Source organism: Streptomyces sp. NPDC044984, assembly GCF_040646935.1.
Classification (GTDB): Bacteria; Actinomycetota; Actinomycetes; order Streptomycetales; family Streptomycetaceae; genus Streptomyces.
The window spans coordinates 1-25385 of record NZ_JBEZBE010000064.1 but is presented as its reverse complement, the minus strand read 5'-3'; the positions used below and the strand labels follow the sequence as shown (position 1 = coordinate 25385).

Here is a 25385-nt window from a genome sequence, read left to right as displayed (position 1 = left end):
CGTTCGCCGACTACCACGTGGTGTACGCGGTGGTGCTGATCGCGCTGGCCGCGGTCTCGGCCGGTGACGCGCTGGGTCTGGGCCGGTGGTGGGCCAGGCTCCCGATCGTCCGCGACCACGCGTGGCTGCGCTGAACACGACTGGCGGGGCGGAACCACCCAAGGACCCGCCCCACCAACACGTCCGCGGGCCTACCGGTGTGCCGCGCGGGCCGTCCCCCGTCGGCCGGCGCGTGATGACGAGCAGAGCGTCGAGGGCCCCGGGCACGCACCAGAGCAGGATCTTGGTCCGTCTGGAAGGGAGGCCGGGTGAGCGCGCCCGGTCTCCCTCAGCACGTGCCACGGAGCCTCTGGACGGCTACGGCGGGTCGACGCGGGTGGTCGCCGATGAGCGGACAGAACAGATGAGTCACAGCGAGGAAGGCAACGCGTATGGACGTCAACGAGGTGCTGCTGCCCGGAGTGGGACTGCGCTACGAGTTCGTGAACCACGAGGGCCACCGGATCGGTGTCGTCGCCCAGCGCTCGGGGGAGTTCGAGTTGGTGGTCTACCCGCGGGACGACCCCGACGAGGCCCATCCGGTGCTGCGGCTCACCGGGGGCGAAGCGGACGCTCTCGCCGAGATCCTCGGCGCCCCGCGCATCGCCGAGCGTTTCGCCGACTTGACGCGCGAGGTCCCCGGCTTGGACGCCGGACGAGTGGAGGTCGGCCCCGGCAGCCCGTGCGCCGGACGGCCACTGGGCGAAACCCGGGCCCGAACCCGTACCGGCGCGTCGATCGTGGCCGTGGTCCGAGGTGAGGACGTCATCGCCTCACCCGGACCTGCCCAGCGCCTGCACGTCGGAGACGTGCTGGTCGTCATCGGCACGCGTGAGGGCATCACCGGCGTGCAACGCATCATCCAAGGCTGAGCCGTGCGCACCCCTATCGCCCTGCTGCTGGAACTGGGCATCATCCTGACCGCGTTGAGTCTGATCGTCGCGGGCGCCAGACGCTTCGCCCTGACGCCCGTACCGCTGTACCTGCTGGCGGGGCTCGCCTTGGGTGACGGAGGCATCGCGCCGGTCCCGGCGGCCCGCGAGTTCGTCGACACCGGCGCCGCGATCGGGCTGATCCTGTTGCTGCTGACCCTCGGCCTGGATTTCACCGCCCGAGAGTTCACGGCCAGTCTGCGCCGTCACCGGTCCTCCGCGGTCGTGGACCTCGTTCTCAACGCCATCCCCGGCGCCGTGGCCGGATGGCTGTTCGGTCTCGATGCCGCAGGTGTTCTGGCCCTGGCCGGTGCGACCTACGTATCGTCCTCCGGCATCATCGCCCGGCTTCTCGGCGATCTGCGCCGGCTCGGCAACCGTGAGACGCCCGCGGTGTTGTCGGTGCTGGTGCTGGAGGACTTCGCGATGGCCGCCTACCTCCCTCTCCTGGCGGTCGTCACCGCCGGAGGCAGCTGGTGGGAAGCGTTGCTCGCCGTACTCGCGGCCACTGCGGTGGTGGGGGCGGCGGTAGGCGCGTCGAGCCGCTGGGGACATCATGTCGGCCGAGTTCTGTCTCCGGCCGACGCCGAGCAGGTCCTGCTCAGGGTGCTCGGCTTCACCCTGGTCATCGCCGCGCTGGCCGAGATGGTCCACGTCTCCGCCGCGGTCGGAGCCTTCCTGGTCGGGCTCACGCTGACCGGCGCCGCCGCCGAGCGGGCCAGGACCGTGCTGGGCCCGCTGCGCGACCTGTTCGCCGCGGTGTTCTTCCTCGCTCTCGGCATGTCGGCCGACCCAGGGCATCTGCTGCCCGCGCTGCCGGCCGCAGCGGTCCTGGCTCTCATCACCGCGATCACCAAGGTGGCCACGGGGTGGTATGCCGCAGGCCGTGAAGGAGCGGGCCGCCGGGGCAGACTGAGAGCCGGGACCGCGCTCGTCGCCCGCGGTGAGTTCTCGGTCGTCGTCATCGGACTGGCCGCTACCGCACAGGACCGCCTTGCGGCCCTGGTGACCTGCTACGTGATCCTTCTGGCCGTGTGCGGTCCCGTCCTCGCCCGCCTGGCACCGACCCGTGGCGTGCCCTCGCGCATGAGGGCGTCCGACCGGGCGCCGGGCATGCTCGACAAGCCCCGGCCTTCCACAGCCGCACCTACTCCGGACCCGGCGCGCAGTGGGGTCCGCTCCGGCTGACCGTTCCCGGCCGCAGGCAGGGCAACTGGCGTCACCCGACATACGGGGCACATGGGCCGGTGGGCCCGTACCACGGGCCGATCGCCTCTGCCCGGTACTGCCGCACGGCGGGACGCTGGAGGTGGGCAGAGAAGCGTCTTCCCACCACGTCCCGTGTCCGGCCGTTGTTGGTCCTCACAGCCGATCGTCTTGTTCCGTCGTCCCGCCCCTCATGAAAGGCAGGCACTCTCATGTCCTTCCGCAGCGGGCGCACCTCCCACGCGTCCACCTTCCTCGTCCGTGCGGCGATGACCGCGCCGTCGCTCCTGAACACTCGGCCCTGGCGTTTCGTCGCGGACGGCGACATGGAGATCGAGCTGCACGCGGACACCGGGCGCGGGCTGCCACTCGCCGACCCCCATGGACGGGAACTCGTGCTCGGTTGCGGCGCCGCCTTGTTCAACATGCGGCTGGCCATGTTGCACCTGGGCTTCCGGCCCGTCGTCCACACGTTTCCCGATCCGCAGGACCCGGCGCACCTCGCCACTGTTGGGTGGGGCGCCTACACCCGGCCCACTGACGAGGAACAGCGTCTGTACACCGCTCTGGGCCGACGGCACACCGCACACGGTCCCTTCCTGCCGGAACCGTTGCCCCCAGATCTCGTTGACGACATGCGCGATCACACGCATCGGGAGGGCGCGGACCTGCACGTCATCGACGACGTTGCGCAACGGCGGCTGCTGGCCGAACTGGTCCGTGCGGGCGAGGAAGCCCATCGCACCGACGCACGGCTCGCCACCGAACAGGCCGCCTGGACCTGGCGGCTCGCCCGGCCACGAGACGACGGTGTGCCGGCCGACGTCAGCGTCCTCCACCCCGACTCCACCGCCCTCGTCGGGCGGGACTATGCGGGGCTGACGGACATGTTCCCCACGCCTCCTCGACGATGGCCCACCCGGACCGGATTGGTGGTGCTCCTCGCCACGGGCAAGGACGATCCGCTCACCTGGCTGCGGTCCGGGCAGGCACTTCAGCGGCTGCTCCTGCACGCGGCCGGGCACGGAGTCATGGCGGCCTTCCACACACAACCTCTCGAAGTGCCTCACCTGCGCACCCGTGTCCGGCAGGCTCTCACCGCCGGGCAGTTCCCGCAGGTGATCCTGCGCCTCGGACAAGCACCACACGTACGGGCTCTGCCCCGGCGCGCTCTCGCCGACGTACTCGGCTGACACCGGTCCCGGCGGGCGGCGCGGCTTCGGACCGGGGGCACTGCACCTCGGGGCCATACGGCGGAGGGCCGGCCCGTTCGGCCCCTGCGCCGGAGCGGGGAGCCGCAGCAGCCTTTCGTCGAGTAAGCGGGGCTGCGCCGTCGGCCGGTCCCGTCAAGCGAGGGAGGGGAGGGATCGTCATGGACGGCCCGGTCGTGATGGCATTGGACAGCTCGCGTGAGGTTCCCGCGTTCGTGGACTGCGCGGCGCGTGAGGCGGATCGGCGAGGAGTGGCCCTGCGGTTCACTCAGGCCATCGCATGGCCCACCGGCGGAATACCGGCCGGCGTGCCGCCCTGGGACCCGGACAGGCCCGAACCGCGCGGAGAGGGACGGTCCGCCACCGGCAGGAGGCCGGCGATCCACGCCGCGACAAGGTCGTGCGCAGGCTGATGCGCCACGGTGCCTGCCCGGTGCTGGTGGTCGACGCCACGGCCGACTCGACCGCTCCCGTGCTGGTGGCCGTCGACGCGTCGGCGTCGGCCGGAGAGGCTGTAGAGGCCATGGAGTGCGCCTTCGCCGAAGCCTCGGCCCGAGGCGTGTCCTTGCTGGTCCTGCGACGTCGGCTCCCTTGGAGTGCTCGAGCGCGCGGAGCGTCGGTTGCCGCGGCGCTTCCCGGACTCAGAAGGCGTTTCCCGGACGTTGCGGTGTGCTGTCTGTCCGCACAGGGATGGAGGAAGCGGCTATGGGGAACAACGGCTCAATTGGTCGTATTGGCCGGTCATGGCAGCGCAGGCACGCCTCGGAGTTGGGTCGAAGGATGGCCGGGTGCGTATCCCGCACGTTTCCGTCCAGCCCGTCGCAGTGGCCTGGTGGACGAGGGCCCGTCCACCTCGCGGCGGATGGTACGGCGCGTGACCTCCCCAGGACCACGCCGTACCATCCGGCCGGCACAACGCCACCGGTACCCGGCGGCGACGATGCCATGCGGCGATCGCGAGACGGACCTCCCGACAGACTGTGCCCCTCCCCGCTATCCGGGGACTGCGGCTCGATCAGAGGGCGTTCGCGGGGTTCTTCGCCTCCACTCGATCGAACACTGGGCGGCCGCAAGCGGTGTGTACAGAAGGGCCCGGTCGGCCCTGTCGGGTACCCGGTGAACCGGGCAGGGTGAGACGAAAGACCTCGCAGGGCTCTCCGTCGAGCCGACCGTCGATCCGCAAGGGAACCCAAGATGTGCGCCCATTCGCAACAGGTGTCCAGTCCGCTCTCGGACGAGGAACTAAGGAGGCTGGACGCCCATTGGCGTGCCGCGAACTATCTGTCCGTCGGTCAGATCTACCTGATGGCCAATCCTCTGCTCACGGAGCCGCTGCGTCCGGAGCACGTCAAGCCGCGGCTGCTCGGCCACTGGGGCACCTCACCCGGCCTCAACCTCGTCTACACGCACCTCAACCGGCTCATCCGCGCCCGGGGGCTGGAAGCGCTCTGCATCTGGGGGCCCGGCCACGGGGGCCCTGCCGTGGTGGCCAATTCCTGGCTGGAAGGGTCGTACACGGAGACCTATCCGGACGTCACCCGCGACGCCGCCGGGATGGCCCGGCTGTTCCGGCAGTTCTCCTTCCCCGGAGGCGTCCCCAGCCACGTGGCCCCGGAGACGCCCGGCTCCATCCACGAGGGCGGCGAGCTGGGCTACGCCCTCTCGCACGCCTACGGCGCGGCCTTCGACAACCCCGGCCTGCTGGTCACCTGTGTCATCGGTGACGGTGAGGCGGAGACGGGGCCTCTGGCCGCCTCCTGGCACTCCAACAAGTTCCTGGACCCCGTGCAGGACGGCGCCGTCCTGCCGATCCTGCACCTCAACGGCTACAAGATCGCCAACCCGACGGTGCTGGCCCGGCTGCCGGAGTCCGAACTTGATGATCTCCTCAAGGGCTACGGTCACGAGCCGATCCACGTCACCGGCGACGAGCCGGCCGCCGTCCACCGCGCGATGGCCCGGGCCATGGACACCGCCGCGGACCGTATCGCCGGCATCCAGCGCGCCGCCCGCGAGGACGGGGCGACCGAGCGGCCCCGCTGGCCGGTGATCGTTCTGCGCACCCCGAAGGGCTGGACCGGCCCCACCGAGGTCGACGGCCTTCCCGTCGAGGGCACCTGGCGAGCCCATCAGGTCCCCCTGTCCGCCGTCCGGGACAACCCGGACCATCTGCGGCAGCTCGAGGAATGGTTGCGCTCCTACCGGCCGCGGGAGCTGTTCGACGAACGCGGAGCGCCTCACCCGGACGTCCTGACGTGCGTCCCTGAGGGCGCACGTCGGCTGGGGTCCACCCCGCACGCCAACGGCGGACTGCTGCTGCGCGAACTGCCGCTGCCGCCGCTGGAGCGGTACGCCGTCCCCGTCGACAAACCGGGTTCCACCCTGCACGAGCCCACCCGCGTCCTCGGTGATCTGCTGGAGAACGTCATGCGCGGGACCGCCGACCGGCGGGACTTCCGCCTGGTCGGTCCCGATGAGACCGCCTCCAACCGCCTCCAGGCCGTCTACGCGGCCAGCGGCAAGGCATGGCAGGCCGGCACCCTCGACGTGGACGAGCACCTCGACCGGCACGGCCGCGTGATGGAGATCCTCTCCGAACACACCTGCCAGGGTTGGCTGGAGGGCTACCTCCTCACCGGCCGGCACGGGCTGTTCTCCTGCTACGAGGCGTTCGTGCACATCGTCGACTCCATGGTCAACCAGCACATCAAGTGGCTGCGCGTCACCCGCCGCCTGCCCTGGCGCGCGCCCATCGCCTCCCTCAACTACCTGCTCACCTCCCATGTGTGGCGCCAGGACCACAACGGCTTCTCCCACCAGGACCCCGGCTTCGTCGACCACATCCTCAACAAGAGTCCCGAAGCCGTGCGGGTCTACCTGCCGCCGGACGCCAACACCCTGCTCTCCGTCGCCGACCACGCGCTGCGCAGCCGTGATTATGTCAACGTGATCGTCGCCGGAAAGCAGCCCTGCTTCGACTGGCTGACCATGGAGCAGGCCAAGGCGCACTGCGCGCGCGGCGCCGGTATCTGGGACTGGGCCGGCACCGACAGCGGCGAGCGGGAACCGGACGTGGTACTCGCGGCAGCCGGTGACGTCCCCACCCAGGAGGTGCTGGCCGCCGCACAACTGCTGCGCACGCACCTCCCGGAACTGGCCGTCCGGGTCGTGAACGTCGTCGACATCGCCCGGCTGATGCCGAGTGAGGAACATCCCCACGGCATGACCGACTTCGAGTACGACGGCCTGTTCACCCCCGACAAGCCGGTCGTCTTCGCCTACCACGGCTACCCCTGGCTGATCCACCGGCTGGCCTACCGCCGCACCGGCCACCAGCACCTGCACGTGCGCGGTTACAAGGAAATGGGCACCACCACCACACCGTTCGACATGGTGGTCCGTAACGACCTGGACCGGTATCGACTGGTCATGGACGTTATCGACCGTGTTCCCGGTCTCGCGGTGCGCGCGGCGGCCGTGCGGCAGGAGATGGAGGACGCCCGGCTGCGCCACCACGCGTACATCCGCGAGCACGGTGTCGACCTGCCCGAGGTCGCCGACTGGACGTGGGACGGCTGACAGGAACCCGATGGGCCCGGACCGCGGACGTCGGATCCGCCGTCCGGGCCCTGCTGCGTCCGCTCCCTGGGCGAGTGGGTGGCGCCCGCGGAGAACTGCCCGCCCGTCAGCGAGGCCAGCTGAAGCCCCCACTTGGGCGGTCGGCGAAGACTGGCACGACGCGTCGGTACTCGCGGGGCTGGAAACTCAGGGCGTCCGTCAGCGACCTGTAGATCTCGAAGGCGTCCGTCAGCCCGGTGCGGCGCACGATGTCGCGTAAGCGGTCGCTGTCGGAGACGAGACGCAGCCTGCCATGCCGCTCACGGATCCGCGCACGTGCCCTGCACAGCACTCCCAGCGCGGTGCAGTCCAGGAAGGGCACAGGGCACAGGTCCACGACCAGATCGGTGTGTGGGCATGCGGTGAGGGCGTCCAGCCGGGCCGTGACGATCGGTGTCACGGCGATGTCGAGGTCTCCGCGCAGTTCCAGGACGGTTGTGTCGCCGACGGTGTACTCGGAGCGGATCGGGCCGGTGCGGGCGTGCTCGTGCGTCATAGGGACAGCCAAGACCAGGTGCTCGCCGGGCAGTAGGGTCCGATGGCCCATGCGCAGGGGCCCGTGCGACCCCTCGGTACGTCAGCCCCGTCGGGCATGGCGAAGCCGCCGCGTGGAAGCTGTCAGGCTCCCGCGCGGCGGCCTCCGGCACGGCCTGTTCAGCCGTGGTAGGCGGTGCGCATGAGTTCCTGCATGTCGTCGAGCATCGGCATGCGCGGGTTGGCCGGTGCGCACTGGTCCTCGTAGGCGTTGAGGGCCTGCCGGGGCAGGGCGTCGAGGAAGGCGCGCTCGTCGACGCCGAGGGCCTGGAACGTCGGCTCGATGCCGACGGCGTCGCGCAGGCGTTCGACGGCGGCGGCGAGGGACTCCACGCCCTCGGCCGGTGTGGCGGCGGGCAGGCCGAGGGTGCGGGCGATGTCCTGGAAGCGTTCGGGGGCGCGGTAGTTCTCGTACTTGGGCCAGCCGGTGAGCTTCGTGGGGACGGCGCCGTTGTAGCGGATGACGTGGGGGAGCAGCACGGCGTTGGTGCGGCCGTGCGCGATGTGGAAGGTGGCGCCGAGGGTGTGGGACATGGCGTGGACGATGCCGAGGAAGGCGTTGCCGAAGGCCATGCCGGCGATGGTGCCGGCGTTGTGCATCTTCTCCCGGGCCTCCGCCGCGTCTCCACGGTCGTTCACGGATGCCTCGAGATGGCCGAAGACCAGGCGGATGGCGTGCAGGGCCAGGCCGTCGGTGAAGTCGTTGGCGTAGACGGAGACGTACGCCTCGATGGCGTGGGTGAGGGCGTCGAAGCCGCTGTCGGCGGCCAGTGCCGGGGGCAGGGCGGTGGTGAGGAGGGGGTCGATGATCGCGACGCTCGGGGTGAGGGCGTAGTCGGCGAGCGGGTACTTCTTGCCGGTGGCGGGGTCGGAGATGACGGCGAACGGGGTGACCTCGGCGCCGGTTCCGGAGGTGGTGGGCACGCACACCAGGCGGGCCAGCCTGCCCAGGGTCGGGAAGCGGAAGGCGCGCTTGCGGATGTCGGAGAACTTCTGCCGCATGTCGGCGAAGTCGATGTCGGGCTGCTCGTACAGCAGCCACATCACCTTGGCGGCGTCCATGGGCGAGCCGCCGCCCAGCGCGATGATCGTGTCGGGACGGAAGTCCCGCATGAGGGCGGCGCCGTGCTGTACGGAGTCGATGCTGGGCTCGGGCTGGACGTTGTCGATGATCTGGAGGGTGACCGGTTCCCGGCGCCGTTGCAGGACGCGGCTGATCCGGTCGACGAAGCCGAGGCGGGTCATGGTGGCGTCGGTGACGATCGTGACGCGGTGGACGTCCGGCATGGAGGTCAGGTAGCGGATGGCCTGCGGCTCGAAGTAGATCTTCGGCGGCACCTTGAACCACTGCAGGTTGTTGCGGCGGGTGGAGACCCGCTTGACGTTGAGCAGTTGGGCGGCGGAGACGTTGTTCGACACGGAGGTGCTGCCCCAGGAGCCGCAGCCCAGGGTGAGCGAGGGCAGCAGACCGTTGTAGACGCCGCCGATCGCACCCTGCGAGGACGGCGAGTTGACGATGATCCGCACGGTCTTCATCCGCTTGCCGTACGCCTCGGCCATGGCGGGGTCCTCGGTGTGGATGACGGCGCTGTGGCCCTGGCCGTGGAAGGCGACCATGTCGGCGGCCAGACCGAAGCCGCGGCGCTCGTCCTCGGCGCGCAGCACGGCGAGGACCGGGCAGAGCTTCTCGCGGGTCAGCGGCTCGTCCGGGCCGACGCGTTCGGCCTCGACGAGGATGACCGAGGTGTTCTCCGGCACGGAGAACCCGGCCCGTTCGGCGATCCACGCCGGGCTCTGTCCGACGGCGGCGGCGTTGACCTTGGGTTCGCAGCCGGCGCCCGAGCCGCCAGTGGCGGGGAACAGGAAGGTCTCCAGCTTCGCCTTCTCCTCAGCGGTGGCCAGGTGGGCGTGAAGGGTGCGGAACTCGGCGAGCGCCGCGTCGTAGATGTCGGTGTCGAGGATGACGGCCTGTTCGGAGGCGCAGATCATGCCGTTGTCGAAGGACTTGGACAGGACCAGGTCGTTGACGGCGCGGCGCAGCTTCGCGCTCTTGTGGACGTAGGCGGGGACGTTGCCGGCGCCGACGCCGAGGGCGGGCTTGCCGGCCGAGTAGGCGGCCTTGACCATGGCGTTGCCGCCGGTGGCGAGGATCAGGGAGACGCCCGGGTGATGCATGAGCGTGCGGGTGGCCTCGACGGACGGGGCCTCGATCCACTGCACGCAGTGCTCCGGCGCTCCGGCGGCAATGGCCGCGTCCCGCACGACGCGGGCCGCTTCGGAGCTGCACCGCTGGGCGGAGGGGTGGAAGGCGAACACGACCGGGTTGCGGGTCTTCAGCGCCAGCAGCGCCTTGAAGATCGTCGTGGAGGTCGGGTTGGTGACGGGGGTGACCGCGGCCACCACGCCCACCGGTTCGGCGATCTCCACCATGTCCTCGATGTCGTCCCGGCCGACGACCCCGACGGTCTTCATGTGCCCCATGCTGTGCGTGACGTGCTCGCAGGCGAACATGTTCTTGGCCGCCTTGTCCTCGAAGACCCCCCGCCCGGTCTCCTCGACCGCCAGTCGGGCCAGCGCGGTGTGCTGGTCCAGGGCGGCGACCGACGCCTTCTTGACGATGTGGTCGACCTGCTCCTGAGTGAGGCTCTCGTAGTCGGCGAGTGCCTTGAGGCCGGCCGTGACCAGACGGTCCACGGCGACCGCGGTGTCGGACGGGGCGTCGGCCCCGCGGTCCTTGGTCCGCACGTTCTGTCGGGTCATGGTGGTGTGCCTCCGTTGTCAGGGACCGCCGTGCTCATGCGGCGGCTCGGGAGGGGAGGGGCACCGCGGGGGACCGGCGCCCCTCCCTGGCTCCACTCTCCGACGGGTCCCGATGCCGTGGCAGGCGCCGAAGGGCCCCTCTCGCGTCCGTCCGGCCCGGCTCGGCAGGGACCGTCGGCCCCGGCCGCTGAGGTCACGGGCTCCCGGTCCGGTGGGACGGGGTGGGTGTCTCGCGGTCGTCGATGCGGAAGCCCAGGCCGTTCACCACGCCGACCACGCCGTCGAGCCGCCAGACGGCGTGCACGAGCTCCGGCACCTGGCTACGCGCTTCCACCCGGCCGTCGAGGGTGACCACGCCGTCGCGGACAGCGACGCGGACCGCTTCGGACGGCAGGTTCAGCGAGGTCACGACGATCTCCTCGGTCACCTGGCGACGGATGTCGTCGTCCGCGCGCAGGAAGACCCGTAGCAGGTCGCGGCGGGTGGCGATGCCGATGAGGCGGTCGGCCTCGTCGACCACGGGCAGTCGCTCGACGCCGCGGCGCTCCATGAGCCGGGCGGCGTCCGGCACGGTCTGCTCGGGGTGCACGGTGATGGCGGGGCTCGACATCACGTCGCCCGCCGTCACGGAGGGCGGCGGAGCGGGGCCGTCCCGGTGCGCCTGGTTGCGTACGAGGTCGCTGCCGGACAGGACGCCGAGGACCTTGTCGTCGGCGTCGACCACCGGCAGTCCGCTGATCCGGTGGTGGTCGAGCAACCGGACGACCTCTTTGAACGGTGTCGTCCGGCGGGCGTGGACGACGTCCCTGGTCATTACCTCGCCGACGATGTGAGCGGTCACGGCGGATCTCCTTTCACGAACGCGGGCGGGGGAGGGCCGGAGCCCGGGTCGGCTCCGGCTCCCCGCCGGGTCGGGCGGGCGCCGTGCGGCGCCTAGTTCTGCGGGCCGCCGCGCCACGGGGGCGGCGCGGCCGTCCGGCGGGTGGTGTCGCTTCGGTGGGTGACGCGTTCGGTGGCGGAGCGCAGCCGGTCGTGGAGCCGGTCGGCGAGTTCGCGGGCGCTCGCCTCGCGTGCGTGGACGACGACGAGGTCGCTGCCGACCCGGATGTCGGTGCGGCCGGACCAGGGCAGTTCGACGTGGTGGGCCGATGCCCGCCGTACGCGCACCTCACCGTTCACGGGCGGCAGGCCGGGCCGGTCCAGAGCGGCGGCGACCTTCTCGTGGAGGTAGGCGAGAGATTCCTCGTCCACCTCGCCGTCGGCGCGGACCAGCACGGCGGCGGTGGTCTCACGGGCACCGATGTCCTTGGCAGTCATGTGCTCCACTCCCTGTGATCGTTCTGCGTCGCCTCAAGCCTGCTGCGCCGGTCGCTCCCGTCCCAGGGGCGACCGGCCCCGGAGGGAGGAGCGGCCGGTCCCTGGTATGAGGGCCGAGTGGCCCCGCCCCGCGGTTCACCTGCTGTCGCTCCCCTCGGTCTCCGCCAGCGCCGCCCGCCCCGCCTCCAGTCGCGCCACCGGCACCCGGAACGGCGAGCAGGAGACGTAGTCCAGTCCGGCGGTGTGGAAGAAGTGCACCGAGTCGGGGTCGCCGCCGTGCTCACCGCACACCCCGATCTTGAGGTCCGGGCGAGTGGCGCGGCCCTCGGCGACAGCGATGCCCACCAGCCGGCCGACTCCCTCGCGGTCGAGCGTCTCGAAGGGGGAGGTGGAGAAGACGCCCTTGTCCAGATAGGCGGAGAAGAACTCCGCCTCGACGTCGTCGCGGGAGAAGCCCCAGGTCGTCTGGGTCAGGTCATTGGTGCCGAAGGAGAAGAACTCCGCCTCCTCGGCGATTCGGCCCGCCGTCAGGGCGGCCCTGGGCAACTCGATCATGGTGCCGACCGGGCAGTCGAGGACGACTCCGGCCGCCCGTGAGGTCTCGGCCAGCACCCGCTGGACCTCCGCGCGCACGAGGCGTAGTTCACGGACGTCACCGACGAGCGGGACCATGATCTCCGCCTGGGGTGCGCCACCGGCCAACAGGCGCTCGGTCACGGCCTCACCGATCGCCCGGACCTGCATGGTGACCAAGCCGGGCACGACCAGGCCCAGGCGTACGCCGCGCAGCCCGAGCATCGGGTTCTCCTCGTGCATGCGGTTCACGGCGGTCAGCAGCTCGACGTCGTGGGTGTCCGGTTCCCCGCCACGGGCCTGGGCGGTGGCGATCCGCACCGCCAGGTCGGTGCGGTCGGGCAGAAACTCGTGCAGTGGCGGGTCGAGCAGCCGGATGGTGACCGGCAGACCGTCCATGGCCTCCAGGATGCCGGCGAAGTCCCGCCGTTGAAGGGGCAGGAGGTCCGCCAGGGCCCGGTCGCGCTCGGCGTCCGTGCCGGCCAGGATCATCTGCTCCACCAGCTTGCGGCGTTCCCCGAGGAACATGTGCTCGGTGCGGCACAGGCCGATGCCCTGTGCTCCGAACCGGCGGGCCCGGGCGGCGTCCTCGGGGGTGTCGGCGTTGGCCCGCACCTCCAGGCGCCGGACGGTGTCCGCGCGGGACAGCGCCCGGGCCACCGCGCCGACCGTGCCCTGCGCGCCTTCGTCGCCCCGGCCGTCCTCCAGGTACCGGATGACCGCCGAGTCCACCAGCGGTACGGCTCCCGCGTACACCGCTCCGGCGGAGCCGTCCACCGAGACGACGGTGCCCTCCTCGACGACGGTGCCGTCCGCGGTGGTGAAGCGGTGGGCCTCGGTGTCCACGGTGAGTTCCTCGGCGCCGCACACGCAGACCTTGCCCATGCCGCGGGCCACGACGGCGGCGTGGCTGGTCTTGCCACCCCGGCTGGTGAGCACCGCCTGAGCGGCGATCATGCCGGGCAGGTCGTCGGGGGTGGTCTCCTGCCGGACCAGGACCACCTTCTCGCCGGCCGCGGCGCGGCGCACCGCTTGGGCGGAGTCGAAGACCACGGTCCCGACCGCCGCGCCGGGAGAGGCCGGGACACCGCGGGCGAGCGCGGTACCGGTGGCGGAGGCGTCGAAGCGCGGGAACATCAGCCTGGCCAGGCCCTCGCCGCTCACCCGGGCCAGCGCCTCGTCCGGGGTGATGAGCCCTTCGTCGGCCAGCTCGGCGGCGAGAACGAAGGCGGCCTCGGCGGTGCGCTTGCCGACCCGGGTCTGGAGCATCCACAGGGTGCCGCGCTCGATCGTGAACTCGATGTCGCACAGATCCCGGTAGTGCCGTTCCAGAGTGCGCATGTGTGCGCGCAGCCGGTCGTAGGACGCGGCGTCCAGGCGCCTCAGCTCGGCCAGCGGCACCGTGTTGCGGATGCCGGCGACGACGTCCTCGCCCTGCGCGTCGGGCAGGTAGTCGCCGTACAGGCCGGGGCGCCCGGTGGCCGGGTCCCGGGTGAAGGCGACGCCGCTGCCGGAGTCGGTCCCGAGGTTGCCGAAGACCATGCGCTGCACGTTGACGGCGGTGCCCAGGTCGTCGGCGATGTGCTCGCGCCGCCGGTACAGGCGGGCGCGTTCGCCGTTCCAGGACTCGAACACGGCCAGGACCGCCCGGCGCAGCTGCTCGGCGGGGGACTGCGGGAAGCGATCCCCGGTCTCCAGGTGGATCAGGTTCTTGTACGTCTCGACCAGCTCGGCCAGGTCGGACGCCGTCAGGTGCACGTCGTCCCGCACACCGCGCAGGTCCTTCATCAGGGCGAGGGACCGTTCGAAGGAGGAGGAGTCGACGCCCATGACCGTGCTGCCGAACATCTGGACGAGGCGGCGGTAGGAGTCCCAGGCGAAGCGTTCACTGCCGGAGACCTTGGCCAGCCCGAGGACGGAGCCGTCGTTCAGCCCGATGTCGAGGATCGTCTCCATCATGCCGGGCATGGAGAACTTCGCGCCGGAGCGGACGGACAGCAGCAGCGGGTCGTCCGGCTGGCCCAGCAGCCGGCCGGCGGACGCCTCGAGGGCCGACAGGTGCGCGGAGACCTCCTCCCACAGGCCCGCGGGTTCGCTGCCCGTGGCCAGGAAGGCGCGGCACGCCTCGGTGGTGAGGGTGAAGCCCGGCGGTACGGGGAGCCCGAGCCGGGTCATCTCCGCCAGGTTCGATCCCTTGCCGCCGAGGAGGCCGGCCATGTCACGGCCGCCCTCGGTGAAGTCGTACACGTAACGGACCATGACGCTGCGCTCCTCAAGCGTTGGGGCGTGATGGTTCCAGCGTCGGACGGGGGCGGGCCTAACGCGAGGTGCCGGCCGTCCCGCGTGAGGGACCGGTCGGCCCCCGATGAGCCCTTGCCGTTCCGGAGGGACCATCGGCGCCCTGCCGGGGCTGTACGGCCCGTGGACCACCAGCACGGCCGGGCCGAGGCTCGAAGTCATCGGAATTCGACGACCAGGGAGGGGACACGTCATGCCGCACGACATCGTGGTGGGGGTCGACGGATCGGCCGCGGGCCTCGCCGCCGCGCACTGGGCGGCGCAGGAGGCCCAGCGGCGGGGGACCGGGCTCACCGTGGTCCACGCCTGGCACCGCCACCCCCGCCCCGCGCCGTACATCCCCATGGACAGCACCGAGCGCGACTGGGCCGAGCAGCTCCTGGGTGAGGCCGTACGCAGTGTCCGTGCCGCCCACCCAGGGCTACGGATCACCGGCCGACTCGTGTGCGACGCCACGGTGGCCGGCCTGCTGAAGGCCGCGGCCGACGCCGACCTGCTGGTCCTCGGTTCCCGTGGCCTCGGAGCTCTGGGCGGCTTCCTCACGGGCTCCGTCTCCCAGCGAGTCGTCGGCCGGTCCCCCCACCCGGTCGTCCTGGTCCGCGCGGGACGGTCCGCCGCCGACGAGCACCTGCCGGCCACCGACGGCATCGCCCCGGAGGAGATACCGGAGACGCCCTACCGTCAGGTGGTCCTGGGGCTGCAGACGGATCGTCCTTGCGACGAACTGATCGAGTTCGCCTTCGACGCCGCCCGTCGGCGTGGCACCGGCCTGTCAGTGGTCCACGCTTTTCGGACCGCCTTCCGGCCCGCCCCCGTTCCGTCCGTGCCCCTGGGGTCCGCGGCCCCGGAGGGCCCGGCTCCCGTTCCTTGGCCGCAGGCTCAGGCGCTGGCGGACCAGGAGCGCACCGTGGCGGCGGTGCTGCGTCCTTGGCGGGAGAAGTACCCGACCGTCCCGGTGACCGAGACGGTCACCGAGGGGCGCGCCGCTGTGGCTCTGGTGCGGGCCGCTCAGGACGCGGGCCTCCTGGTGGTGGGCCGCCGCGGCATCGATCACCAGGTCGGTGTCTTCACGGGGCCGGTCACGCACGCCGTCCTGCACCACGTCGGATGTCCCGTCGCCGTGGTTCCGCACGGCTGACACCACGGCGGCCGGTCGGGGCCGAAGGTCCCGGCCGGTCGGGGCCGCACGGGACCACCCGGTGCCCTGTCCGGCACTGCTCGCCGCGGACCCGTACGACGAGCATCGACAGTGACAAGACCGTACGACGAGAGGACCTGAGATGACCGCGACGGTGACAGCCGGCCCCCGGACCGCCGACGCCTGGCGGCAGTTCGCCGGGAGCGGGTGGCGTGAGCGCATCGACGTGCGCGACTTCATCCAGGCCAACTACACGCCCTACGAGGGCGACGCCTCCTTCCTGGCCGGCCCCACGGACCGCACCCGCGCGGTCTGGGAGAAGGTCGGCGCGCTGTTCCCGGAGGAGCGGCGCAGGGGCGTGCTCGACGTGGACGCCGCCACCCCCTCCACCATCACCTCGCACGCCCCCGGTTACATCGACCGCGACCGCGAGCTGATCGTCGGCCTGCAGACCGACGCCCCGCTGAAGCGGGCGATCATGCCCAACGGCGGCCTGCGCATGGTGGAGAACGGGCTGAAGGCGTACGGCTACGAGCCCGACCCGTTCGTCACAAAGGTGTTCGACACCTACCGCAAGACCCACAACGCGGGCGTCTTCGACGCCTACACCCCCGCCATGCGCGCCGCCCGCAAGGTCGGCATCATCACCGGCCTGCCCGACGCCTACGGCCGCGGCCGGATCATCGGGGACTACCGCCGCGTCGCCCTGTACGGCACCGACCGGCTCACCGAGGCCAAGCGCGCCGAGAGGGCCCTGCTGGACACCCGGCCGTCCACCGCCGACGTCGTCCGCGACCGCGAGGAACTCGCCGAGCAGATCCGGGCGCTGGGCGAACTGGCCGAGATGGCCGCGTCCTACGGCTGCGACGTCACCCGGCCCGCGGCCACCGCGCACGAGGCCGTCCAGTGGCTCTACCTGGGCTTCCTGGCCGCGGTGAAGGAGCAGAACGGCGCGGCCATGTCGCTCGGCCGTACCTCCACCTTCCTGGACGTCTACCTCCAGCGCGACCTCGATGAGGGACTCCTCGACGAGAGGCGGGCCCAGGAGCTGATCGACGACTTCGTCATCAAGCTGCGGATCGTGCGGTTCCTGCGCACCCCCGAGTACGACGCCCTGTTCTCCGGCGACCCGACCTGGGTGACGGAGTCCATCGGCGGCATCGGCGCGGACGGCCGCCCGCTGGTCACCCGCACCTCCTTCCGCTTCCTGCAGACCCTCTACAACCTCGGCCCCGCCCCGGAACCGAACCTGACCGTCCTGTGGTCGCCCCGCCTGCCGGCCGGCTTCAAGGAGTTCTGCGCCCAGGTCTCCATCGACACCAGCGCCGTCCAGTACGAGTCGGACGACCTGATGCGCCCGCGCACCGGCGACGACACCGCGATCGCCTGCTGCGTCTCCGCCATGGCGGTCGGCAAGCAGATGCAGTTCTTCGGCGCCCGCGTCAACCTCGCCAAGGCGCTGCTGTACGCCGTCAACGGCGGCCGGGACGAGATGACCGGCGACCAGATCACCCCGGAGATGCCCCCGCTGTCCCGCGAGTACCTGGACTACGACGAACTGTCGGCCGCCTACGACCGAGTCCTGGACTGGCTGGCCCAGACCTACGTCGACGCACTCAACGTCATCCACTACATGCACGACAAGTACGCCTACGAGCGCATCGAGATGGCCCTGCACGACCACCCCGTGCACCGGTTCATGGCGTGCGGCATCGCCGGACTGTCCGTCGCCGTGGACAGCCTGTCCGCCGTCAAGCACGCCCGCGTGAAGGTCATCCGTGACGCGACCGGACTGGCCGTGGACTTCCACACCGAGGGCGACTTCCCGGCGTACGGCAACAACGACGACCGCGCCGACGCGATCGCCGTCGGCCTGGTGGAGTCGTTCATGGCGAAGGTGCGCGAGCACCCCACCTACCGCGGTGCCGAGCACACGCAGTCGGTGCTGACCATCACCTCCAACGTCGTGTACGGCACCCACACCGGCAACACCCCCGACGGCCGCCGCGCCGGCCAACCCTTCGCCCCCGGCGCCAACCCGATGAACGGCCGCGACAAGCACGGCGTGGCCGCCTCCGCCCTCTCGGTGGCCAAACTGCCCTACGAGGCGGCACGCGACGGCATTTCCCTGACCACCACGATCACCCCGGAAGGGCTGGGCCACGTCCCCGAGGAGCGGGCCGGTCACCTGGTCGGCATCCTCGACGCCTACATGTCCGCGGGCGGCTTCCACATGAACGTCAATGTGCTGGACCGCGCCGTGCTGGAGGACGCGATGGAACACCCGGAGAAGTACCCCGAGCTGACGATCAGGGTCTCCGGCTACGCCGTGAACTTCGTCCGCCTGACGCGCGAGCAGCAGCTCGACGTGATCAGCCGCACCTTCCACGGATCGCTGTGAGCACGATGCTTCCGACCGTGGCACCGGGATCGGCCACCGGACGGATCCACTCCTGGGACCTGTCCACCGGCGTGGACGGTCCCGGGACCCGGTTCGTCCTCTTCACCAGCGGCTGCCCCCTGCGCTGCCTCTACTGCGCCAACCCCGACACATGGCACATGCGCGACGGCCGGGAGGCCGCCGTCGACGAGGTGATGGCGGAGATCGACAAGTACCGGGACTTCCTCGTCACGGCCGGCGGGGGAGTGACCCTCACCGGCGGCGAACCCCTGCTCCAGCCGGCCTTCACCGCGGCGGTCCTGCGTCGCTGCAAGGAGGCCGGCCTGCACACCGCCCTCGACACCTCCGGCTTCCTCGGTGCCCGCGCCACGGACACGCTCCTGGCCGACACCGACCTGGTGCTGCTGGACATCAAGTCCTTCGACGTCACGACCTACCGGAAGCTGACCGGCGGCGCCCTCGCCCCCACCCTGAACTTCGCCACCCGTCTCGACCGGCTGGGCAAGCGCGTGTGGATCAGGTACGTCCTGGTGCCCGGCTGGACCGACGACGAGGACGCCGTCGACGGACTCGCCGGATTCCTCTCCGGCCTCGCCTGCGTGGAGCGGGTCGACATCCTGCCGTTCCACAAGCTCGGTGCCGCGAAGTACGACGCCCTGGGCATCCCCTTTCCCCTGCGTGACGCCCCGGTCCCGGACAAGACGCTGGTGGACCGGGTACAGGGCCAGTTCCGCGAGCGCGGCCTCATGGCCCACTGACGCAGACGAAATCGGGGCCGACCGGCCCTGGACCTCGGCCATCCTGGGAAGAAAGGATTCCGACACAGACCGAGGCATTGCGAGGAGCATTCGATGGCGCACAGCGAGCAGGGCGACAGCACGGGAAGCCCGATCAGGGTCTTCCTCCTGGACGACCACGAAGTGGTACGACGCGGGGTGCACGACCTGCTGGACGACGAACCGGACATCACCGTGGTCGGAGAAGCCGCGACGGTGGAACAGGCGCTGGTCCGGGTTCCCGCCCTCCGTCCCGACGTGGCCGTCCTCGACGTGCGCCTGCCCGACGGCGACGGCGTGACCGTCTGCCGCGAGCTGCGGTCGCAGATGCCGGACCTGGCCTGCCTGATGCTGACCTCCTTCGACGACGAGGAGGCGCTGCTGGACTCGATCATGGCGGGGGCGGCCGGATACGTCCTCAAGCAGATCCAGGGCTCCGACCTGGTCTCGGCCGTGCGCACGGTGGCCCGCGGCCAGTCGCTGCTGGACGCCAGCGCCACGACCAAGCTGATGGCACGGCTGCGGGGCGGCGGGCAGCAGCCGGCCGAGGAGCCGGAGATGCTGCCGGGGCTCACCGACCGGGAACGCGAGATCCTGGACCTGATCGGCGAGGGGCTGACCAACCGGCAGATCGGCCAGCGGCTGTACCTGGCCGAGAAGACGGTCAAGAACCACATCTCCCGGCTGCTCGCCAAGCTCGGCGTGGAACGCCGTGTCCAGGCCGCCGTCATCGCCACCCAGGCGCGGGACCGGATGCGCACCGAAGGCCAGTAGCGGGACGGGCCCGCCGGTCGGCCCCGCACCCGGCCCCCCGTCGGGGGCCGAAGGTCCCCACGGTCCGCCCCCGCCCGGCCCATACCCGCACGAACACCCGGGCGGCAGGCTGAGAGCGCTCCCGGAACACCGCCGGGCATCGCCGCACCAAGGGGAGGACGGAAGACATGACCGTGCGAGTGGGTATCAACGGTTTCGGCCGGATCGGCCGGAACTACCTGCGCTGCGTACTGGAACGCACCGGCGCCGCGGCAGCGCCGCTGGAGGTGGTGGCGGTCAACGACGTCACCTCCCCGGCAGCGCTCGCGCACCTGCTGACGTACGACTCGACGTACGGGCGGCTGAACCGCCCCGTCGAGCACGACGACACCTCGCTGACCGTGGACGGGCACCGCATCACCGTGACCGCCGAGCGCGACCCGGCCGCGCTGGCCTGGGGAGACCTCGGCGTGGACGTGGTGATCGAGTCCACGGGCCGCTTCCGCACCCGCGAGCAGGCCGGCCTGCACCTGGCGGCCGGCGCGCGCAAAGTGCTTCTGTCCGTGCCCGGCAAGGACGTCGACGCCACGATCGTCATGGGAGTCAACGAAGGAACGTACGACCCGGAGCACCACCACGTGGTCTCCAACGCCTCGTGCACCACCAACTGCGTGGCTCCGATGGTCAAGGTCCTCGACGACCACTTCGGCGTCGTCAGAGGACTGATGACCACGATCCACGGCTACACCAACGACCAGGTGGTCCTGGACGGCCCCCACAAGGACCTGCGCCGGGGCCGTTCGGCGGCGGTCAACATCATCCCCACCACGACCGGCGCCGCCCGCGCCGTCGGCCTGGTCCTGCCCGAGCTGGCGGGCACGCTGGACGGCAGCGCCGTGCGCGTACCGGTCGAGGACGGCTCGCTGACCGACCTGACCGTGGTCCTCGAGAGGGCGGTGAGCGCCGAGGAGATCAACGCCGCTTACCGCGAGGCCGCCGAGGGACCGCTGAAGGACGTCCTGAGGGTGTCCGACGCCCCGATCGTCTCTCGCGACGTGGTCGGCGACCCCGCCTCCTGCGTCCTGGACGCCCCCCTCACCCAGACCCACGGTGACCTGGTCAAGGTCTTCGGCTGGTACGACAACGAGTGGGGCTATACGAACCGCCTGCTCGACCTCACCTCGTACGTCGCGGTCCGACTGCCCCGGAGCTGACGGTTCCGGCCAGTCGGCCACGCGGCGGCGCTGATCCCTTATCGTCTCCCTATTCGAGCCGCTACCGTGGCAGGTTCACGGTAAGGCTGCCGACATGCGGTGAGGCGTTGGAGGATCAGCGGTGGCAAACGCCCAGGAAGCCCGTGAGGCACGGGTACGGCTGCCGCAGCTGCGGCTGGACGAGCTGCTGGAGGAGCTGCAGGCCCGTCTGGACGCGGCGCGCGGCACCCGGGACCGGGTCCACAGCCTTCTGGAGGCCGTACTGTCGGTCGGCCGCGAACTGGATCTGGAGCAGGCACTGCGCAGCATCGTGGAGGCCGCGGCGGCCCTGGTCGACGCGGAGTACGCGGCGCTCGGCGTCATCGGCCCCGACGGCGAGCGGCTGTCGGCCTTCCACACGGTGGGCGTCGACGAGGAACAGATCGCGCGGATCGGCCCCTACCCGGAGGGCCACGGCATCCTCGGCGAGCTGATCCGCCACCCCGAGCCACTGCGCCTGGCCAAACTCTCCGACCACCCCGCCTCCTATGGCTTCCCGGCCCACCACCCGCCGATGAACACCTTCCTCGGCGTTCCCATCCGGGTACGGGACCACATCTTCGGCAACCTGTACCTGACGGAGAAACGTGGCGGGCAGCAGTTCGACGAGGACGACGAGTCGGTGCTGGCCACCCTGGCCGTGGCGGCCGGCGTGGCCATCGACAACGCCCGCCTGTACGAGGAGTCCCGTCTGCGCGAGCGCTGGCTTCAGGTGAACGCCGAGATCACCCATACCCTGATGTCCGGCGCGGACCAGGGCGGGGTGCTGCCGCTGATCGCCGAACGGGCCAGGGAGATCACCGCCTCCGCCCTGAGCGTGGTGGCCATGCCGGTGAGCGGTACCGACACCCTCGCCGTCGAACTCGCTGTCGGCCAGCAGGCCGACGCATGGCGCGGGATCGTCCTGCCTACGGAAGGCACGCTCATCGGGCAGGCGTTCGTCCAGCGAGCGCCGGTCAGCAGCCCGGACGTCTCGTGCGACTCCCGGGTCTCGGCCGGTCCGCCACGCTTCGACGGGCTCGGACCGGCCGTCGCCGTGCCGATCGGCACCGGCGACGAGACCCGCGGTGTGGTGCTGCTGGTCCGGCAGTCGGGCGGCCGGGAGTTCACCGGGAAGGAGACCGAGCCGCTCCAGGTCTTCGCCGCGCAGGCCGCCGTCGCGATGGAGCTGGCGGAACGACGCGAGGACGCCGAACAGATCGCCCTGCTGGAGGACCGCGACCGGATCGCGCGCGACCTGCACGACCTGGCCATCCAACGGCTCTTCGCCACCGGCATGACCCTGCAGAGCGCCGGCCGCCGCGTCCAGGACCCGGTGGCCTCCAAGCGGATCCTGCGGGCGGTGGACGACCTCGACGAAACCATCAAGATCATCAGGTCGACCATCTTCGGTCTGCGCTCCCGCGACGACGACGCGGCGCCCGGCCTGCGCTCCCGCGCGGTGCGCGCGATCGGCGAGGCCGCACCGCTGCTGGGCTTCGCTCCCAGCGTCCGCATGGAGGGCCTGCTCGACACGCACGTGCCCGCGGCGACCGCCGACCACGTCCTGGCCGTCCTCACCGAGTCCCTGACCAACGTCGCCCGGCACGCCCGCGCCGACCGCACCGACGTCGTACTGGAGACGGACGGCAAGCAGGTCCGCCTGACGGTCACGGACAACGGCGTCGGCATCCCGGACGGAGGCCGCCGCAGCGGTCTGACCAACATGGCCGAGCGAGCGCAGAAGCTCGGCGGCGACATGGAGCTGGAAAGCCCCGGCGGGAAGGGGAGTCGGCTGGTGTGGCACGCTCCGCTGGAGCAGTCCCCGGACACGTCGGAGAGCGGCGGGTCTGCTCAGTGACGCACGGTGCCGGCGGGCGAGCGGCACCTTGAGGGCCCTGCCGAGTGGGGACGGTCGTGCCGGGACCATCGGCTCACGGCGCGCGGGCCCCTCGGCCCATGACGGTGGACCGCGACCGCGGTCGAATGGAGGTGCCGAGGCGGACGACCGGGGCCGGCCCGGCCCGCCGGCCCTGCTCGGGTGGGCGGAGCAGCTGCGTCGAGCACGCTTGGGGCTCGAGGGCAAGGCACCCGGCCGGGAGACGTCATGAAGATGACCAGCCGCTGCGGACGCACCATCAACGTCACACGACTCGCGTCCCAGGATCTCCCGGCTCCCATGGGACGCGTCGTCCTGGACACTGCCCGTGCCCCGCACGACAGCCGGGCCCCGTGGCTGTCGCTGACCGCCGAGGAGGCGCGGCGCCTGGCCGGTCTGCTGCTCTTCCAGGCCGCCGCCGTGGAACCGGGCCCTGACGTGCCGGCCGGACGCGTCGACGTGACGCCCATCGCCGACGACGCCTTCGAAGTGCGGGTACGGGGACACGTCCTGACCGTCGACCAGCCACGGACCGACGGTGGCAGGGACACGGCACCCACGCCCGTGGAACTCTTCATCGCTTCTGTGGCCTCCTGCACCGCGCACTACGCGGGCCGGTACCTGGACAGGCATGGCCTCAGCCGGGACGGTCTGACCGTCCGGGCGGACTTCCGCATGGCCGACGACCGCCCCGCACGGGTCGCCTCCCTGTCGATGACCGTCCACGCCCCGTCCCTGCCCGCCGAGCGGCTGGCCGCGCTGCGCGCGGTGGTCTCGCACTGCACGGTGAGCAACACACTGGCCGACGCTCCCGAGGTGCGGGTGCACGTCCGGCGCGAATCGGAGAGTGCGGAAATACCGCAGGTCAGGGAGCACGGGCGCGTCGACGTGGGGTGATACGCGCGGCAGCCGGCCCGCCGAGTGCCCGCGTCGGCCGGCGCGGCGACGACACCGCCCGGTCGCGTCGTCGACGCGACCGGGCGGGACGCGATCACTCGTCGCCCTCCATCACTTCCTCCATCGGGCGGCGCGGTGAGGCCGGTCCCTCGGGGCCGTACCCGAGCCGGATCACCATCTGCGTGTGCACCCGAGGGCCGTCGACCGGGAGACCGTCGAGGGCCCGGCGCAGGTCGGACCACTCCATGGCCTGGTGCAGGAGTGACGCCCGCACTCCGTGCCGGGTGGCCAGCAGGAGCACGCGTTCCAGCGCCTGGCCGGCCCGCAGCCAGTCCGTCCGCCGGTCGTGTGCCGTGGACAGCAGCGCGAGCGTCGGACGCGTCTCGAAGGCACGGGCAGGCAGCACGTCCGGGTGCCGGTGTGCCCCGAAGTCTCGCATGGGCATGCGGTCCAGCGCGTCCTGCGGGCCCAGAGCCGCTGACAGAAGTCCCAGCGACTGGGAGTGCGGGCCACTGACCAGTCGGCGGCTCTCGGCCGCGCGGTCGGCGTCCGCCCGGTTGCGCCACTCCGCCTCCCGCGTGGCACTCAGCACCCGAACAGTGTCGTCGCGCCCCGGAAATCGCAGGGTCGCACCCTCCAGGTGGGCCGCCTCGGTCAGCTCGGCGAGCAGGTCCGACGGCAGCGGTCGCCCGGAGAAGGGGAAACGGCTGCTGTGCCGGCGCCACACCGCCTCGTACAAGCCGGTCGACGGTGCGCCGCGTACCGATTCGGTGAGCCGGACCGTGGCGAGCAGAGCGGGATGGTCCGGGCACGGAAGCAGCCGGGTCACCGGCTCCCAGCCGAAGTGGGCGGCGGCGACGCGCAAGTTGAGGACCGCGCAGCCCACGGACAGGTGCACGGCGCGGCCCACCGGGTCGGTGTGGCGCAGCGCCCGGTCCGCGGCAGCGTCGATCCGTACCGTGCGGGTGTCGGTATCGAGCCGGAAGCGCCAGGGCTGGGTGTTGTGCAGGGACGGCGCGGCCACGGCCGCTGCGACCAGCCGCTCCAAGGCCGAAGCGTCGAGAGTTGTCGAGGTCATCGGGACTCCTTCCCGCCCATGTCCGAGGCCGGCTGGGCTGGTGGGTGAACCCTTTCCAGCCTTGGCCGTCGCCGGCGCGCGCGTGAGGGCCGTGCGGGCACCACCCAGCGCCGTTCGGCCTTGTTCGTCTGGTCCTGGCCGAAGGTCCCTGTGGACTGGGGCTGTTGAGTCCCTTGGGTGTGGACCTTCGGCGTCGGGTGCGCGGTGGTGGGGGCCGGGAGAGTGGGTGGTGTCAGGAACCAGCCGGATCTTCCCTGAAGGGGTCACTGTCATGGCCGTGCACCAGCCCACGCACCGTAGTTCGGGTTTCCGTCTGCCGTCGTTCCGCCGCACCCGCGCCGTTTCCGCGCCGGAGACGGCTGTGTCGGCGGAGGCCGGCACGCTCACCGCACGGGCCTGTGTCTTCGCCTCGGCGCGGGTGCTGATGGGGTTCGTCTTCCTGTGGGCGTTCCTGGACAAGACGTTCGGCTTCGGCTACGCCACCGCGTCCGGCAAGGGCTGGATCGACGGGGGCTCGCCCACCGAGGGTTTCCTGGGGCACGTGGCGGTCGGTCCGATGGAGTCGACGTTCCATGCGTGGGCCGGGGCGGCGTGGGCGGACTGGCTGTTCATGCTGGGGCTGCTGGGGATCGGGCTGGCCCTGACCGCGGGGGTGGCGCTGCGCCTGGCGGCGCTGGCGGGGTCGGTGATGATGGCGTTGATGTGGGTGGCGGAGTGGCCGCCGGCCAAGCACCTGTCGGACG

The 25385-nt window shown here is 71.5% G+C and carries 18 protein-coding genes; 12 read left to right on the top strand and 6 right to left on the bottom strand.

Features of this window, described 5'->3' with window-relative positions:
• Positions 1-431 precede the first annotated feature (431 nt).
• The 4 genes from AB0A94_RS37145 to AB0A94_RS37130 all read left to right on the top strand — a co-directional run bounded on the left by AB0A94_RS37145 (position 432) and on the right by AB0A94_RS37130 (position 6967).
• A complete protein-coding gene (locus AB0A94_RS37145; protein ID WP_142191370.1) occupies positions 432-911 on the top strand; it encodes a cation:proton antiporter regulatory subunit in 480 nt (159 codons plus the stop codon).
• 3 nt (positions 912-914) lie between these two features.
• Positions 915-2159: a cation:proton antiporter gene (locus tag AB0A94_RS37140; RefSeq protein WP_361751255.1), complete on the top strand. Its 1245-nt coding sequence runs from the start codon at positions 915-917 to the stop codon at positions 2157-2159.
• Between the two features lie 230 nt (positions 2160-2389).
• On the top strand, positions 2390-3370 hold the full coding sequence (locus AB0A94_RS37135) for a hypothetical protein (RefSeq protein WP_361751253.1): 981 nt from the start codon (positions 2390-2392) through the stop codon (positions 3368-3370).
• Between the two features lie 1212 nt (positions 3371-4582).
• Positions 4583-6967 (top strand): phosphoketolase family protein, encoded by a 2385-nt coding sequence (locus AB0A94_RS37130; protein WP_361751251.1) that lies wholly within the window; start codon positions 4583-4585, stop codon positions 6965-6967.
• Positions 6968-7073: 106 nt separating this feature from the next.
• Here AB0A94_RS37130 and AB0A94_RS37125 read toward each other — a convergent pair whose 3' ends face one another.
• The 5 genes from AB0A94_RS37125 to ppdK form a co-directional block, all read right to left on the bottom strand.
• Complete coding sequence (locus AB0A94_RS37125; protein WP_361751249.1) at positions 7074-7502, bottom strand: STAS domain-containing protein; 429 nt, start codon at positions 7500-7502, stop codon at positions 7074-7076.
• Between the two features lie 158 nt (positions 7503-7660).
• Positions 7661-10300 (bottom strand): bifunctional acetaldehyde-CoA/alcohol dehydrogenase, encoded by a 2640-nt coding sequence (adhE, locus tag AB0A94_RS37120; protein WP_361751247.1) that lies wholly within the window; start codon positions 10298-10300, stop codon positions 7661-7663.
• A gap of 193 nt (positions 10301-10493) precedes the next feature.
• A complete protein-coding gene (locus AB0A94_RS37115; RefSeq protein WP_361751245.1) occupies positions 10494-11141 on the bottom strand; it encodes a CBS domain-containing protein in 648 nt (215 codons plus the stop codon).
• A gap of 92 nt (positions 11142-11233) precedes the next feature.
• Entirely contained in the window at positions 11234-11617 is a 384-nt protein-coding gene (locus AB0A94_RS37110; RefSeq protein ID WP_361751244.1) for a hypothetical protein, read from the bottom strand.
• Between the two features lie 135 nt (positions 11618-11752).
• Positions 11753-14449 (bottom strand): pyruvate, phosphate dikinase, encoded by a 2697-nt coding sequence (gene ppdK / locus AB0A94_RS37105; protein WP_361751242.1) that lies wholly within the window; start codon positions 14447-14449, stop codon positions 11753-11755.
• Positions 14450-14681: 232 nt separating this feature from the next.
• Between ppdK and AB0A94_RS37100 the strand changes: the two genes are divergently transcribed.
• The 7 genes from AB0A94_RS37100 (at position 14682) to AB0A94_RS37070 (ending at position 23564) form a co-directional block, all read left to right on the top strand.
• Positions 14682-15626, top strand: coding sequence for a universal stress protein (locus AB0A94_RS37100; RefSeq protein WP_361751240.1), 945 nt, complete (start codon positions 14682-14684; stop codon positions 15624-15626).
• Between the two features lie 142 nt (positions 15627-15768).
• Positions 15769-18027, top strand: a complete 2259-nt coding sequence (gene pflB, locus AB0A94_RS37095) for a formate C-acetyltransferase (RefSeq protein WP_361751238.1) — start codon at positions 15769-15771, stop codon at positions 18025-18027.
• Between the two features lie 5 nt (positions 18028-18032).
• A complete protein-coding gene (gene pflA / locus AB0A94_RS37090; protein WP_142191442.1) occupies positions 18033-18785 on the top strand; it encodes a pyruvate formate-lyase-activating protein in 753 nt (250 codons plus the stop codon).
• A gap of 93 nt (positions 18786-18878) precedes the next feature.
• The gene (locus AB0A94_RS37085) at positions 18879-19577 is read left to right on the top strand and encodes a response regulator transcription factor (RefSeq protein ID WP_361751236.1); all 699 of its coding nucleotides are present in this window, start codon (positions 18879-18881) and stop codon (positions 19575-19577) included.
• 167 nt (positions 19578-19744) lie between these two features.
• Positions 19745-20770 (top strand): type I glyceraldehyde-3-phosphate dehydrogenase, encoded by a 1026-nt coding sequence (gene gap, locus AB0A94_RS37080; RefSeq protein ID WP_361751234.1) that lies wholly within the window; start codon positions 19745-19747, stop codon positions 20768-20770.
• Between the two features lie 121 nt (positions 20771-20891).
• A complete protein-coding gene (locus AB0A94_RS37075) occupies positions 20892-22649 on the top strand; it encodes a GAF domain-containing protein (protein ID WP_361751232.1) in 1758 nt (585 codons plus the stop codon).
• A 246-nt stretch (positions 22650-22895) separates the two neighbouring features.
• The gene (locus AB0A94_RS37070; RefSeq protein WP_361751230.1) at positions 22896-23564 is read left to right on the top strand and encodes an OsmC family protein; all 669 of its coding nucleotides are present in this window, start codon (positions 22896-22898) and stop codon (positions 23562-23564) included.
• A 94-nt stretch (positions 23565-23658) separates the two neighbouring features.
• Here the strand turns inward: AB0A94_RS37070 and AB0A94_RS37065 are convergent, their stop codons facing one another.
• Entirely contained in the window at positions 23659-24642 is a 984-nt protein-coding gene (locus AB0A94_RS37065; RefSeq protein WP_361751228.1) for a nitroreductase family protein, read from the bottom strand.
• Between the two features lie 271 nt (positions 24643-24913).
• Here AB0A94_RS37065 and AB0A94_RS37060 point away from each other — a divergent pair.
• Positions 24914-25385: hypothetical protein (locus tag AB0A94_RS37060; RefSeq protein WP_361751227.1), on the top strand; the 472-nt coding region annotated here is incomplete at its 3' end.